The following is a 14,352-nucleotide window of genomic DNA, read 5'->3' as shown; positions in this document are numbered from 1 at the left end:
GTAGAGGATTCAAGATGGCTACTGGAAAGATTGTCCAGGTTATCGGCGCCGTGGTGGACGTCGAGTTCCCTCAGGACGCAGTACCACAGGTGTACAGCGCGCTTGAGGTGCAAAATGGTGATGCTCGTCTGGTGCTGGAAGTTCAGCAGCAGCTGGGTGGTGGCGTGGTTCGTACTATCGCCATGGGTACTTCAGACGGCCTGAAGCGCGGTCTGGAAGTGGCAGACCTCCAGCACCCTATTCAGGTGCCGGTAGGCGTTGCAACGCTTGGCCGTATCATGAACGTGCTGGGTGAGCCAATCGATATGAAAGGCGACATCGGCGAAGAAGAGCGTTGGTCAATTCACCGCGAAGCACCTTCATACGAAGACCAGTCCAACTCGCAGGAGCTGCTGGAAACCGGTATCAAGGTTATCGACCTGATGTGTCCGTTCGCTAAGGGCGGTAAAGTCGGTCTGTTCGGTGGTGCGGGTGTGGGTAAAACCGTAAACATGATGGAGCTTATCCGTAACATTGCGGCTGAGCACTCAGGTTTCTCCGTCTTTGCCGGCGTGGGCGAGCGTACTCGTGAGGGTAACGACTTCTACCACGAAATGACCGACTCAAACGTTATCGACAAAGTGTCCCTGGTCTATGGCCAGATGAACGAGCCACCAGGAAACCGCCTGCGCGTTGCGCTGACCGGCCTGACCATGGCTGAGAAGTTCCGTGACGAAGGTCGTGACGTTCTGCTGTTCATTGATAACATCTATCGTTACACCCTGGCCGGTACTGAAGTATCAGCACTGCTGGGTCGTATGCCTTCAGCGGTAGGCTACCAGCCAACGCTGGCGGAAGAGATGGGTGTTCTGCAGGAGCGCATCACCTCAACCAAAACCGGTTCAATCACCTCCGTGCAGGCCGTATACGTCCCCGCGGATGACCTGACTGACCCATCGCCAGCCACCACCTTTGCTCACTTAGATGCAACCGTGGTACTGAGCCGTCAGATCGCGTCACTGGGTATCTACCCGGCGGTTGACCCACTGGATTCTACCAGCCGTCAGCTGGATCCGCTGGTTGTGGGTCAGGAACACTATGATACCGCGCGTGGCGTTCAGTCTCTGCTGCAGCGTTATCAGGAACTGAAAGACATCATCGCCATCCTCGGGATGGACGAGCTGTCAGAAGAAGACAAGCTGGTGGTTGCACGCTCTCGTAAGATGCAGCGCTTCCTGTCTCAGCCGTTCTTCGTGGCAGAAGTCTTCACCGGTTCTCCAGGCAAGTATGTGTCGCTGAAAGATACCATCCGTGGCTTTAAAGGCATCATGGAAGGTGAATTCGACCATATGCCAGAGCAGGCTTTCTACATGGTAGGTTCCATCGAAGAAGCCGTGGAAAAAGCGAAGAAACTGTAATAACGGTTTCGCGGGAGGTTATTGACTATGGCTATGACTTATCACCTGGACGTTGTCAGTGCAGAGCAGCAGATGTTCACCGGCACTGTGCAGAAGATTCAGGTGTCAGGTAGCGAAGGTGAACTGGGGATCTTCCCTGGTCACGCCCCGCTGCTGACCGCCATTAAACCTGGTATGATTCGCATCGTGAAGGAGAAGGGCGACGAAGAGTATATTTATCTCTCCGGCGGCCTGCTTGAAGTTCAGCCTGGCGCGGTCACCGTGCTGGCTGATACGGCGATTCGCGGTACCGATCTCGATGAAGCCCGCGCGCTTGAAGCGAAACGCAAAGCCGAAGAGCATATGAACAGCTCTCACGGTGATGTGGACTTTGCTACCGCGTCGGCTGAACTGGCTAAAGCGATCGCCAAACTGCGCGTGATCGAGTTAACCAAAAAAGCGATGTAATATCAGTGGGTGAAAAAGGCCGGCGAGATTAACCTCTCACCGGCCTTTTTTTTTGCCTAAAGTTTCCATTTCAATCTTCTTTATTTACATCCATTTGATATTATATTTTTAATAATTTTCCCCAAAGTTTCTTGCCTGAGTATGTCGCCGTTTAAAACAGTGACATTTAAATCATTGTACTTCTCTTTTAATTTTATCTTTCCTGCTTCTTTATTTGCCCAGAGACCGCATGCAGCATAGGCCTTGCTCTCTGGTGTAGAGGTGTCACTTTCCATCACGATTTCAAATAGGAATATGGCGTTTTTCCTATTTAAGGCTTTTTCATAGATTAATTGCTGTGGCATTTTTCTTGCTACAAATCCATTAAATCCAATAGAAAATAATCTAACGGATGATAATTCTATTTCCTGGTGAGGGGTGGCTGAGATTATCGTGGACCACATGATGGGAGCCATAAATAATAACGTCCATTTCATTGTCGCCTCCATTTATTAATCCATTATAACCATAGCTTCTTTGCATGGTTCTTATTCGTGCGTTCGCTCACGTTTTGTTAAATCCTGCCGTGTTCTTCTTGTTATGACTGACAGCTAACAGTAGTCTTGCGACCTGTAAACAAAAAAACCACCGCTACCAAATCTCTCTCCCGTATACCTCCAGTTACCAATAGCTGTTGCCAGTGACTGGTGTTTTGGCTGATGAGATAACCAGGTGCGATAGCGCCTTCGGGGAATTGCGGACGATGTGTGGTTTTATGGGAGTATCCGGGGCCGTCGCTGGAGCTGTAGCGGACTGATTTGGGTTAAGGACGGACGGGGGTATGATGCGGTGATTTTAACCTTTCAGATTAAAGGGATTTTTTATGGCGACAGACGAAAAAGACGTACCGTGTGATACTGGCTATTACCGGTATGAAATTGTCGGGGACAGCACCCTCCGGACCAGCGCTATCGGGACCGTAAAAACCGTCCAGTGTCGGAAAGTGCCGGTCAGGGGCGTGACGCTGACGGTGGGCGTGTTCTTTGACGGTACCGGCAACAACCGAAATAATTCGAACGACCTGCGGCTGGCCTACGCACAGTGCGCAAACCTGGTGAGTGAGGCGCGGGCAAAAGCCTGTGCGGAATACGAGACCCGCGCAAAACAGGGTCTGAGTAATCAGAGCTGGCAGGGCGGGCTGACCAATATATCCCGGCTTTACGATCTTTATCAGCGGAGTGATGAACTCACAAACAGCGAAACAGAGGCACAGGTAAAAGCCTACGTTAGCGGTATTGGTACGGCCGATGGCAAAAGTGATGCCCTGTTCGGGATGGCGCTGGGCAGCAGTCTGATCAGGCAGTTTGAGGGGGTGGTGACGAAGACGGATGAGGCGCTGGATAATATCAGCGCCGAGCTGGCCCGCTTTATCAAACTAAACCGCGACCAGATAGCGATAGCGAAGGTGCAGTTTGACGTGTTCGGGTTCAGCCGGGGCGCGGCGGCGGCGCGCCACTTTGCCAACCGGGTGATGAAGCAGGATACGGCGGTAGCCGCGGCGATAGACAAAGGGCTGGATCTGGCAGGACACCACGGAAAAGCAGCCGGAGAGGTGCGCTTTATGGGGCTGTTTGACACGGTGGCCGCTATCGGCAGCCTGCAGAATTTCTACAACGTCAATGGACGCAGCAATCCCGGCGTTAACCTTGAACTGCGGCCGTCCGTGGCGCAGAAGGTGTTTCAGATAAGCGCGATGCACGAGTGCCGGCACAACTTCAGCCTGAACAGCATCAAAGGGATGTGGCCGGAGCTGGCGTTGCCGGGGGTACACTCGGATATCGGTGGCGGGTACAACGCGGGGGAAAGTGAGGATACGCTGCTGACCATGCCGGATTTTGAGGTGGTGCGCGATGATGCGGAAGAGCTTCGTACCGAGGTTTACCGGAAGACGGAAGCGATGCGGGAGAAATTTTACAGCCTGCCGGCGCTGAAATACCTGCTGCCGCACGGTGACGTTAAAACGCGGATGATTTCGTGGCCGCTGGTGAACCGGGACAAGGCGCGGGCGCATATTTTTGAGAAGAAAGCCGGGGCGGCGGTGTTTCTGACCCGGGAGGCCATCCCGAACGACTGGGAAAAGGTGAGCCTGCGGGTGATGCTGGATGCGGCGCTGGACGCTGGCGTTATGTTTGGGGATATCGATCCGGAAAACCCAGATACATCCCTTCCTGCGGAATTGCTTCCTCTGTGCGATAAAGCGTTAGCGCAGGGCCGCGCCGTACGACGAGGCGGTGAGCCGGTGAGTTTTACCGCCGATGAAATGCACATCATCGGGCGTTACCTGCACTGCTCGGCGAACTGGAATATTGATTCCGACCGCAGCCTGTGGGTGGATCCGTCAACGGGGGAGGTTTTCCTGCGGAATCACTATGCGCCGACGGGGGAGCGGTCATTTGTCTGGCCTAACGCACCGGGTGAAGGGTGGGTTAGGACGGTGTGGCTGATGGACGACCCGCAGCAGTGGGAAGAGCAGCGAAAAGCTCATGTGGATGCACTGGACAAGGTTTTCGGATGAGAACATTACATATTGCTGTGGGGGCGCTCGGGGTACTGCTGTTACTGACGGGGTGCCACGACAGGCGGGCTGGCGTGACCACCCCGCCAGGGGACGGCGTAGAGCAGTGGGGCAAAAAGCTGCCTTACGATCACTGGCAGTTTAATTTTTTTTACCCTAAAAATCTGCCCGCACTGGTGACGCAGGTGTATCTGGAGGACGGGGATATCCGGGAAAGCATCTTCCGGCGGCTTGACCCGACAGAACCCAGCCAGAGTAGCGTGGGAGCATGGAGTCGGGTTGTTGGCGGTTTTTCTGCCAACTTTAATATCGGTAAGGCGCTGCCGGTCAGGATGTCAGTGTGCTGGGACTCGGTAATTGATAAAAAATCGTATGAGACGGAGATCTGGTTTGATCGGGAAACGTGGCGACAAATGACAACGGCTTATCCTGATAATTACAAACCTGGACAGGTTTATTACCGGGACAATATGATTATTGGTCTGGCTCCCGGAGGTACGGTGCGGATCTGGCTTGAGGACAACGGTAATCAGGTTGTACCCCAACACCCGGCCAGACAGTTCACCCTGACGGGAGATGATATGTTGATATGCAAGGGGATAACTAAGCACCCTAACGGGTATGTTTATTACGGAAAAACACCCGAGTTTATCAAAGGGAAAACCTATCCATACGGTAATTGGTAAGAGGTAACTCTCTACAAAATCAAAAGGATCTTCTTGAGATCCTTTTTTTCGGGCGTAATCTCCAGCTCAGTAAACGAAAAAACCCGGTCTGGCAGAAAGGGGCAAAAATCCGTTAGGGTGTATTAGTTGAAACCATGAGCTGGTATTCCTGTCATTGCGTTAATAGTTCACACAGGGCTCGTTATGGCCAGAACAACAAGCGTTACGATTGGCGACCAACTCGATTCGTTTATCAGTCGATTAATAGACAGTGGCCGTTACGGCTCTGCNATGGCCAGAACAACAAGCGTTACGATTGGCGACCAACTCGATTCGTTTATCAGTCGATTAATAGACAGTGGCCGTTACGGCTCTGCGAGTGAAGTTATGCGCTCTGCTCTGCGATTGCTGGAGCAACAGGAAACAAACGATGAAGTTATTCGCCAGGCTGTTATTGCCGGGCTGGAAAGCGTTGAAAGCTCACTATCACTACGGGATATTGCAGCACAAAGAAAGCTGAGACATCGTGTATAAACTCACCGCTGAGCGGATTCACGTTTGAATTCAGGACTAAAATTTCTTCTTTTCATTGGTGCACCTGTGCTGTTCTGAGGTGAGCATATCGCCTCTGTTCAGTTGGCCAAATCAGTAAACCCCTACAGATACGTCTAATTTCGGACCGAGAAAAATGTAGTAAACTCACGGCTAAAGCGCTTTACTTCAGTTCATTAACGGAACGATCGGAATTTCTATGTCTAACAGTTCAATGAGCGTGGTGATCCTTGCCGCTGGCAAAGGTACTCGCATGTATTCAGACCTGCCCAAGGTATTGCACCCGCTGGCTGGAAAACCCATGGTGCAGCACGTTATTGATGCCGCCAACCAGCTTGGCGCCGCCCATATTCACCTGGTGTATGGTCACGGCGGTGAGCGCTTACAGTCCACGCTGACCGACCCCGCGCTGAACTGGGTATTGCAGGCGGAGCAGCTCGGAACCGGCCATGCGATGCAGCAGGCCGCGCTGCACTTTACCGATGATGAAGATATTTTGATGCTCTACGGCGACGTGCCGCTGATCTCGGTCGGCACCCTGCAACGCCTGCAGGCCGCGAAGCCTGAGGGGGGAATTGCCCTGCTGACGGTAGTGCTGGATAACCCAGCGGGCTATGGGCGCATCATTCGTGAGGAGGGCTCGGTGGTAGGTATCGTCGAGCAGAAAGATGCCTCAGCGCAGCAGCTGGCCATTGATGAAATCAATACCGGTATCCTGCTGGCGAACGGTGCCGACCTGAAGCGCTGGCTAAGCAAGCTGACCAATAATAACGCCCAGGGTGAATACTACATTACCGATATCATCGCCCTCGCCCACCGTGAAGGACGCACGATAGCGGCGGTGCATCCTTCACGGGCTACCGAAACCGAAGGCGTTAACAACCGTTTACAGCTGGCAACCCTGGAGCGGGTCTGGCAGGCCGAACAGGCTGAGAAGCTGCTTCTGGCAGGGGTAATGCTCACGGATCCGTCACGCTTCGATTTGAGAGGCGAACTCATCCACGGCCGCGACGTGCTCATTGATACCAACGTGATTATTGAAGGTAAAGTCACCCTGGGAAACCGCGTGAAAATCGGCAGTGGCTGTATACTGAAAAACTGCACCCTTCATGACGATTGCGAAATCAGCCCCTACAGCGTGATTGAAGAAGCGGAGCTGTCCGCCGCCTGCACCGTTGGACCTTTCGCCCGTCTGCGGCCCGGCAGCCAGCTGGCGGAGGGAGCGCACGTAGGCAACTTCGTGGAAATGAAAAAGGCCTCGCTGGGTAAAGGTTCGAAGGCCGGGCACCTCAGCTATCTGGGGGATGCGAAAATTGGCGCGAACGTCAATATTGGGGCCGGCACCATCACCTGTAACTACGATGGCGTCAATAAATCGCTGACGGTGATTGGCGATAACGTCTTCATTGGATCGGATACCCAGCTGGTGGCACCGGTATCGGTTGCCGATGGCGCGACCATTGCCGCAGGTACCACGGTGATGAAGGATGTCATCGCTGAAGGGCTGGTGTATAACCGTAAAGATCAGAACCTGAAAACAGACTGGCAGCGGCCAGTGAAGAAAAAATAGCACCGTATCCGGGCCAGCGTTGCCCACTTTTTTTGCCGGGCGGAAAATACCGCCCGCAGTCAGGCAGTAATAAAAATAATCCCCACTCTCTACAAGGCTCGGGGAACCGGAAATTCCGGACTTATCAGGTCAGAAGACAAAGTTAATGGCCAGAACGGCCATAACGACAGGAATAACATTATGTGTGGAATTGTAGGTGCAGTTGCCCAGCGTGATATCGCTGAAATCCTGCTTGAAGGGCTGCGTCGCCTTGAGTATCGGGGCTATGACTCTGCGGGTGTGGCCGTGGTCACCGCAGAAGGTCAGGTCACGCGTCTGCGTCGGCTGGGTAAGGTGCAGAAGCTGGTGGAAGCCGCTGAAACCATCCCTCTGGTCGGCGGGACCGGGATTGCCCATACCCGTTGGGCAACGCACGGCGAGCCATCTGAAGCCAATGCGCATCCCCATATCTCTGAGCACATCATCATCGTCCACAACGGCATTATCGAAAACCATGAGCCGCTGCGCGAGCTGCTGATCGAAAGGGGCTACCGCTTTGCCTCTGAAACCGATACGGAAGTGGTGGCGCATCTGGTTCACTGGGAGCAGAAGCAGCAGGGCGGTTCGCTGCGCGATGTGGTGCTGCGGGTGATCCCTCAGCTGCGCGGCGCATACGGCATGGTCATTATGGACAGTCGCGATCCTTCGGTACTGGTCGCTGCCCGCTCCGGTAGCCCGCTGGTTATTGGCCGCGGCGTGGGTGAGAATTTTATCGCCTCCGACCAGCTGGCGCTGCTGCCGGTGACCCGCCGCTTTGTCTACCTGGAAGAGGGGGATATCGCCGAAATCACCCGCCGTAACTTCACCATCGTTAACCGCGAAGGGGAAGAGGTTCAGCGCGCTGAAATTGAATCGAATGTCCAGTACGATGCGGGCGATAAGGGCCTGTATCGCCACTATATGCAGAAAGAGATTTACGAACAGCCGATGGCGATTAAAAACACCCTGAGCGGGCGTTTCAGCCAGGGTGAAGTGGATCTCGCCGAACTGGGGCCGAAGGCGAACGACCTGCTGAGTCAGGTTGAGCATATCCAGATTGTCGCCTGCGGGACCTCCTATAACTCGGGAATGGTTTCCCGCTACTGGTTTGAAGCGCTGGCCAATCTGCCCTGTGACGTCGAGATTGCGTCGGAGTTCCGCTACCGCAAATCTGCCGTGCGTAAAAACAGCCTGATGATTACCCTTTCCCAGTCGGGTGAAACGGCGGATACGCTGGCCGCGCTGCGCCTGTCAAAGGATCTGGGCTACCTGGGGTCGCTGGCCATCTGCAACGTGGCGGGTTCTTCGCTGGTGCGTGAATCCGATCTGGCGCTGATGACCAAAGCGGGAACGGAAATTGGCGTGGCCTCCACCAAGGCTTTTACCACCCAGCTGACCGTACTCCTGATGCTGGTGGCGAAAATAGGGCGCCTGAAAGGCGTGGATGCGCAGATTGAGCACGATATTGTGCACGGTTTGCAGGCGCTGCCGAGCCGCATTGAGCAGATGCTGTCGCAGGATAAGCTGATTGAAGCGCTGGCGGAGGAGTTCTCCGACAAGCATCACGCCCTCTTCCTGGGCCGTGGCGATCAGTACCCGATTGCGATGGAGGGGGCGCTCAAGTTAAAAGAGATCTCCTATATTCACGCCGAAGCCTATGCCGCCGGGGAATTAAAGCATGGCCCGCTGGCCCTGATCGATGCCGATATCCCGGTCATTGTGGTTGCGCCCAATAATGAGCTGCTGGAAAAGTTGAAGTCAAATATTGAGGAAGTGCGCGCGCGCGGCGGCCTGCTGTACGTCTTTGCCGACCGGGATGCGGGCTTCAGCAACAGCGAAGGAATGCGAATTATCCCTCTGCCGCATGTGGAAGAGATTATTGCACCGATCTTCTACACCGTTCCGCTACAGCTGCTCGCCTATCACGTGGCGCTGATCAAAGGCACCGATGTCGATCAGCCGCGTAATCTGGCGAAGTCCGTTACGGTGGAGTAAGCCCTAAACGCTGTGTCATTTCCGGCTATCGTGCTCAGGCAGCGCGTTAGCCGGGGTTAAAGGGTATAAAACCGGCCATGCAGCAAAAGCATGGCCGGTTTTTTTTGGTATCAGACGCGGTGGTTCAGGCCGCCTGGCCGATCGGCCTGGGCCATATGCCAGCGCCCATGCCGGGCGAAAAAATTGTCAGCTCTGCGCCCAAACCCGCGGGGAATTGAGTTCAGAGGCGTCGCCCGACCCATTCTGCCCGTCATGCAAGGCGTTTTTAACGCCCTCCTTAGCCGCATCCTTAGCGCCCTCTTTCACCCCCGCTTTTACGCCTTCTTTAATGGCTGCCGTTGCGGCAGCGCGTCCCGCCGTTGCGGCCAGGCCCGCAGCACCCACGCCGGGGATCAATATCGTCAGACCGCTCACGACATAGCTCAGCGCTTCGAGCAGTTTCTTAAAGCCGCCCCCTTTCTTTTTCTTCTCATCGGGCTGGGTCTCCTGCCCTTCGGCCATCTCCTGCTGCGCAGAGAGATCGGCCGGGTTCAGTGAGGGCCTTGAGAGCTTATCCGGTGTGGCAATGGCGCTGTTCCCTTTACGAATAAAGGCATCCACATCGCCCTTGCTGATATTTTTATCGTTCGCTTCATTAAAGAAATTACCGCCCGCGCCGTGCTTGCCGTTATCCAGCATGGAAAACAGCATGGAGTTAGGCTGGCTGAGCAGATTTGCCGCATCGCGCACCTCCTGGCTGTTGCTGGAGTCGTTGGCAATATCCACCAGCTTGTCTTTCTTAATTCCGCCGCCCTTAAAGAAAATGTCTTCGTTATTTTTAACCGTTTCCAGTGCGTTATGCTCCTGAGGAGAGAGCGCGACATTGTAAGACGCAAGGTCACATAAACGGTCCCGTGAGACGCTGGCGGAAGGGTCATCCTTCCTGGTTAGCTGCTGCCATTGATCGGGATGATCGGTAAAGAACTTCGCGGCGGCGGCGACCTGAGGCGGACATTTGCCCATATCCTGCGATCCATCGGCGATTTTTTGCAGCGTTTCCTGACTGATGTTCTTCGGCAGGCTTTCTGAATAGAGATAGAGCTCACGCATCGCATCATTTGCGCTCATCTCACGCGAGGCGGAACCCGGCTCGGCATCAGAGGGAACATAGTTGTGTGTGTAGTCTTCAGCTTTGGCATCGGCATAGCGTCTTATCTGTGGATTTTGCTGCACCGTTTGAATATCTTTCGCGCTAATTTTACCGTCGGATTTTCCATTTTTAGCCTGATCGAGCGCCGCATACATCTCCGGATTATCCAGTATCGTACTCAGCGCCTGTTTCGCATCGGAGGGGGTTTGCGGGTCGTCGCGCAGTTTTTCCAGCCCCTCACGGTCGAGCGGTTTTTTGAGCAAATCTTCGTGGCGGCCAAGCGTGGTGGTCGCCTGCGCAAAGGACATCTGCCCATCCTGGCGGCTAAACAGTGGATTTTCTTCAGCACTGCTGTCGGATGTGGATGAAGCTGACGTGCCACCGCCAGACAGGCTGCCCGTTATTAACGACATTATCTGTTGTAGCAGGGAATCGATGGACGTATTGCTCTGCGACGGAAGCGCCGTTCCTGCTTCGCTGTCCGTTTTTTCGCCCGTCGCGAGTGAGGACCCATCGCCGCTTAACGGTAGACGTGACACAACGGAAAAGCCGTTTCCAGCCAGCCGGGTTGATGCGCCTTGTAACGGGGTGCTCACTCCCTCATTACCAGGATTCCTGTTGTGCGGCGTCGTCAGATTTTGTGATGAAAAACCAGAAAGGCGCATAACTCATTCCTTAGTTGGACAAAGTATGAGCACTAAGTGGGCGACAAAAGGCAAAGGTTCCATCGGGTGGTATTTATCCCCTCCCTTATCGCTTCCCAGACAGCGCTCCCCCTTATGTCCCGCGTCCGCATATTGCCGCTTTTCCCGAATGGATTTTGTTTCATGCCAAAACCCTAAACGGCAGTCCGTTTTTGTGATTCAAATCACATTTACATCATTAACAACACTTATAACAAATTTGTCTCATTAATGGTGTTGAATGATAATGATTATTATTTATAATACTATTCTCAATAACAAATAGCAGGATGGTGCGCTAAAGCCACACAAAGTGTCGTTTTTTTATCTTTAACAGGTAGAAAAACTATCGTGCTGGATCGTAGCGCTTCAGCCTTCCTGTCAGGTACTGACAAATCAACACTCGCGACTCGTCGCCAGGCGTATAGCGCTGCCATGTTCAGATGGCGGCAGGGCCTTTTATGTCTTCAATAAGGGAACAGGGTATGGTCTTACGTTCGCAAACTCAGGCAGTGCCTCGCCTGCATCTGCCTCATAGCGCTACCGATCCTCAGGATTATATTTTTAATGACCAGCAGCTGTCGGCCTGGGCACAGCAGACGCAGGACGTGCTGGCGCTGATGACCCGCACGCTGAAAGGCGTTGAAAAACCGTTCAGCGGTATTCTGCCTCACGAGCTTGCTGCGGAATTTAGCGATGTCGATCTCGACCGGCCGCTGGGCAGCAACGATGCGGCGCTGGAGGAGCTTAAACGCCTCTACCTGCGCGATGCCGTCTGGTTCCACCATCCCAAATACGTGGCACACCTCAACTGCCCGGTGGTGCTGCCGTCACTGCTGGCCGAGCAAATTATGGCGGCGGTAAACAGCTCCGTGGATACCTGGGATCAGAGCGCAGGCGGCACGCTGATTGAGCAGAAGGTCATTGACTGGACGCTGGGCCGAATTGGCCTGCCGTCCACCGCTGACGGGATCTTCACCAGCGGCGGCACCCAGTCCAATCTGATGGCGATGCTGCTGGCGCGAGACAGCTGGTGTGCGGCACATCATCCCGGCCACCTGATTAAGCATCAGGGATTGCCGCCGGATGCGGTTAAGTGGCGCGTTTTCACCTCAAAACTGAGCCATTTCAGCATTCAGAAATCGATGGCGATTCTGGGGCTGGGTTACGATGCCGTTATTGCGGTGGATCATGATGAACATTACCGCATGGATGCCGTTCAGCTGGAGCAGGAAATTCAGCGCTGCCAGCAGGCGGGCCTGATCCCTGTCGCCATCGTGGCCACCAGCGGCACCACCGATTTTGGCAGCATCGACCCGCTTGACGATATTGCCACCCTCTGTGAGCACTACGGTCTGTGGATGCACGTCGATGCAGCATACGGCTGCGGCCTGCTGGCGTCGGAAAATCACCGCCAGCGCCTCTCCGGCATTGAAAAAGCCCATTCCGTGACCGTGGATTACCACAAGTCGTTCTTCCAGACCGTCAGCTGCGGCGCGTTCTTTGTGCGTGATAAGCAGCACCTGAGTCACGTTACGCACCATGCGGATTACCTCAACCCGCTTAGCGCGCAGCAGGAAGGCACACCAAACCTGGTCAATAAAAGTATCCAGACCACCCGCCGTTTTGACGCACTAAAAATGTGGCTGACGCTGCGCATTATGGGGCCATCGGCGCTGGGTGAGGCTTTTGATCGCATTCTGACCCTGACGCAAAAAGCGCATCAGCTGCTGAGCGCCCATCCCTGCGTGGAGGTTCTTCATGCGCCAGAACTGACTACCCAGGTTTTTCGCTACGTACCCCGTCCCGGCATGGGCGACGCACAGCTTGATGAGATCAATGCCAGCATCCGTAAGGCGCTGTTCCGCTCCGGCAATGCGGTGATCGCCGGCACCCGGGTTGAGGGTCGTCAGTATCTGAAAATTACGCTTTTAAATCCCACCACCACGGCGGCTGACATTGAAGATGTCATTGCGCTGATTGTGCATTATGGCCGTGAGCGGGCGCGGGACGCTGCGCTGAATGCGGCTAACCAGTGAGAACTCCGTTATGAATAACACTCTCTATGATTTTATCGGCATTGGTATTGGTCCCTTTAACCTTGGTCTGGCCTGTCTGAGCGAGCCGGTTGAGGGGCTGAGCGGCGTCTTCCTCGATCAAAATCCCGGCTTTGACTGGCACACCGGTATGATGCTGGAGAGTGCCCATTTGCAGACGCCGTTTATGGCCGATCTGGTGACGCTCGCCGATCCCACCAGTCCTTACAGCCTGCTTAACTACATGAAGCAGAAAGGGAAATTATACTCCTTTTACATTCGTGAAGACTTTTTCCTGATGCGTAAAGAGTACAATCAGTACTGCCAGTGGGCCTGCTCTCAGCTGAGTAACCTGCGCTGGAATACGCGTGTGGATTACGTGAGCTACGATGATGCACGGCAATGCTATCGCGTGCGTACCCTTGATACGGTTAGCGGCAAACAGCAGGAATGGCTGGCGCGCCACCTGATACTGGGCACCGGCCCCAGCGCGTGGATGCCGGAGTGTAGCCGCCCGCATCGCGACCGCTTCACTCACTCAAGCGACTACCTCAGAAATAAAGAACAGCTCCAGAAAAAGCGTTCGATCACCGTATTGGGCAGCGGGCAGAGCGCGGCTGAAATCTATTACGATCTGCTAACGGAAATCGACCGCTTTGGCTATCAGCTGAACTGGATTACCCGTGCGCCACGCTTCTATCCGCTGGAATACACCAAACTGACGCTGGAAATGACCTCGCCGGAGTGGATTGACTACTTCCACAGCCTGTCACCAGCAAAACGGGACGAGCTCAACGCGCGCCATAAAAACCTTTATAAAGGCATTAACAGCAGCCTGATCAACGACATCTACGACCTGATGTACGTTAAACAGCTTGATGGCAGGCTGGACGTTAATCTCTTTACCCATTCCGAGCTAACCGATATGCGCTGGCTGCCGGAGGGCGAATTCGAACTTTCGCTGCATCAGCAGGAGCAGGATCGCGCCTTTACCCGCCGTAGCGAAGGGGTCGTCATGGCCACGGGCTACCAGTATCGCCCGCCGATGTTTATTGAGGGGATAGCACAGCGCCTGCGCTGGGATGAGAAAGGCCGCTACGACGTCCAGCGTAATTACAGCATCGATAACCATAATCAGGTCTTCGTGCAGAACGCCGAGCTGCATACGCACGGCTTTGTCACCCCGGATTTGGGGATGGCCTGCTACCGTAATTCCGTCTTACTGCGCGAGCTGACCGGGCGGGAAATCTATCCCATCGAACGGCAGATTGCTTTTCAGACCTTCCCGGCACAATCGGAACGTTGA

General features: G+C 54.4%; 11 protein-coding genes. 9 read left to right on the top strand and 2 right to left on the bottom strand.

The genetic code is table 11. The features are described 5' to 3' along the window. The first annotated feature begins 14 nt into the window (after positions 1 to 14). Together atpD and A1830_RS01380 are read left to right on the top strand one after the other, a co-directional pair. Positions 15 to 1,397: a F0F1 ATP synthase subunit beta gene (gene atpD / locus A1830_RS01385; RefSeq protein ID WP_067700615.1), complete on the top strand. Its 1,383-nt coding sequence runs from the start codon at positions 15 to 17 to the stop codon at positions 1,395 to 1,397. 27 nt (positions 1,398 to 1,424) lie between these two features. Further along, positions 1,425 to 1,844: a F0F1 ATP synthase subunit epsilon gene (locus A1830_RS01380; RefSeq protein ID WP_067700613.1), complete on the top strand. Its 420-nt coding sequence runs from the start codon at positions 1,425 to 1,427 to the stop codon at positions 1,842 to 1,844. Positions 1,845 to 1,924: 80 nt separating this feature from the next. On the opposite strand, the gene mchS3 is transcribed toward A1830_RS01380, so the two are convergent. Next, positions 1,925 to 2,320 carry an MchS3 family protein gene (mchS3, locus tag A1830_RS01375; protein WP_156484911.1) on the bottom strand — a complete coding sequence of 132 codons (396 nt, stop codon included), beginning with the start codon at positions 2,318 to 2,320 and terminating at the stop codon, positions 1,925 to 1,927. A 386-nt stretch (positions 2,321 to 2,706) separates the two neighbouring features. Between mchS3 and A1830_RS01370 the strand changes: the two genes are divergently transcribed. From A1830_RS01370 to glmS, 5 genes are all read left to right on the top strand, one after another. Next, complete coding sequence (locus A1830_RS01370) at positions 2,707 to 4,398, top strand: phospholipase effector Tle1 domain-containing protein (protein ID WP_067700607.1); 1,692 nt, start codon at positions 2,707 to 2,709, stop codon at positions 4,396 to 4,398. Next, the gene (locus tag A1830_RS01365; RefSeq protein ID WP_067700605.1) at positions 4,395 to 5,084 is read left to right on the top strand and encodes a DUF2931 family protein; all 690 of its coding nucleotides are present in this window, start codon (positions 4,395 to 4,397) and stop codon (positions 5,082 to 5,084) included. The genes A1830_RS01370 and A1830_RS01365 overlap by 4 nt, the downstream gene beginning before the upstream one ends. A gap of 183 nt (positions 5,085 to 5,267) precedes the next feature. Next, complete coding sequence (locus A1830_RS20985; RefSeq protein ID WP_082804056.1) at positions 5,268 to 5,597, top strand: type II toxin-antitoxin system ParD family antitoxin; 330 nt, start codon at positions 5,268 to 5,270, stop codon at positions 5,595 to 5,597. Between the two features lie 217 nt (positions 5,598 to 5,814). Beyond that, complete coding sequence (gene glmU, locus A1830_RS01360; protein ID WP_067700602.1) at positions 5,815 to 7,185, top strand: bifunctional UDP-N-acetylglucosamine diphosphorylase/glucosamine-1-phosphate N-acetyltransferase GlmU; 1,371 nt, start codon at positions 5,815 to 5,817, stop codon at positions 7,183 to 7,185. Positions 7,186 to 7,365: 180 nt separating this feature from the next. After that, the gene (gene glmS / locus A1830_RS01355) at positions 7,366 to 9,198 is read left to right on the top strand and encodes a glutamine--fructose-6-phosphate transaminase (isomerizing) (protein WP_067700598.1); all 1,833 of its coding nucleotides are present in this window, start codon (positions 7,366 to 7,368) and stop codon (positions 9,196 to 9,198) included. A gap of 186 nt (positions 9,199 to 9,384) precedes the next feature. On the opposite strand, the gene A1830_RS01350 is transcribed toward glmS, so the two are convergent. Continuing rightward, complete coding sequence (locus A1830_RS01350; RefSeq protein ID WP_231877548.1) at positions 9,385 to 10,923, bottom strand: HrpF/NolX family T3SS translocon protein; 1,539 nt, start codon at positions 10,921 to 10,923, stop codon at positions 9,385 to 9,387. 572 nt (positions 10,924 to 11,495) lie between these two features. On the opposite strand from A1830_RS01350, the gene A1830_RS01345 reads away from it, so the two are divergent. Then, complete coding sequence (locus A1830_RS01345; protein WP_067700595.1) at positions 11,496 to 13,049, top strand: pyridoxal phosphate-dependent decarboxylase family protein; 1,554 nt, start codon at positions 11,496 to 11,498, stop codon at positions 13,047 to 13,049. Between the two features lie 10 nt (positions 13,050 to 13,059). Beyond that, entirely contained in the window at positions 13,060 to 14,352 is a 1,293-nt protein-coding gene (locus tag A1830_RS01340; RefSeq protein WP_067700592.1) for a lysine N(6)-hydroxylase/L-ornithine N(5)-oxygenase family protein, read from the top strand.

Origin of the sequence: Erwinia sp. ErVv1 (genome assembly GCF_900068895.1) — a bacterium.
In the GTDB taxonomy this organism is placed as follows: domain Bacteria; phylum Pseudomonadota; class Gammaproteobacteria; order Enterobacterales; family Enterobacteriaceae; genus Erwinia.
This window is presented reverse-complemented; position numbering and strand designations above follow the sequence as displayed.

Coding starts and splice junctions, on each gene's coding strand:
- atpD (WP_067700615.1), top strand. CDS start 15: ATGGCTACTGGAAAGATTGTCCAGGTTATCGGCGCCGTGGTGGACGTC.
- A1830_RS01380 (WP_067700613.1), top strand. CDS start 1,425: ATGGCTATGACTTATCACCTGGACGTTGTCAGTGCAGAGCAGCAGATG.
- mchS3 (WP_156484911.1), bottom strand. CDS start 2,320: ATGAAATGGACGTTATTATTTATGGCTCCCATCATGTGGTCCACGATA.
- A1830_RS01370 (WP_067700607.1), top strand. CDS start 2,707: ATGGCGACAGACGAAAAAGACGTACCGTGTGATACTGGCTATTACCGG.
- A1830_RS01365 (WP_067700605.1), top strand. CDS start 4,395: ATGAGAACATTACATATTGCTGTGGGGGCGCTCGGGGTACTGCTGTTA.
- glmU (WP_067700602.1), top strand. CDS start 5,815: ATGTCTAACAGTTCAATGAGCGTGGTGATCCTTGCCGCTGGCAAAGGT.
- glmS (WP_067700598.1), top strand. CDS start 7,366: ATGTGTGGAATTGTAGGTGCAGTTGCCCAGCGTGATATCGCTGAAATC.
- A1830_RS01345 (WP_067700595.1), top strand. CDS start 11,496: ATGGTCTTACGTTCGCAAACTCAGGCAGTGCCTCGCCTGCATCTGCCT.
- A1830_RS01340 (WP_067700592.1), top strand. CDS start 13,060: ATGAATAACACTCTCTATGATTTTATCGGCATTGGTATTGGTCCCTTT.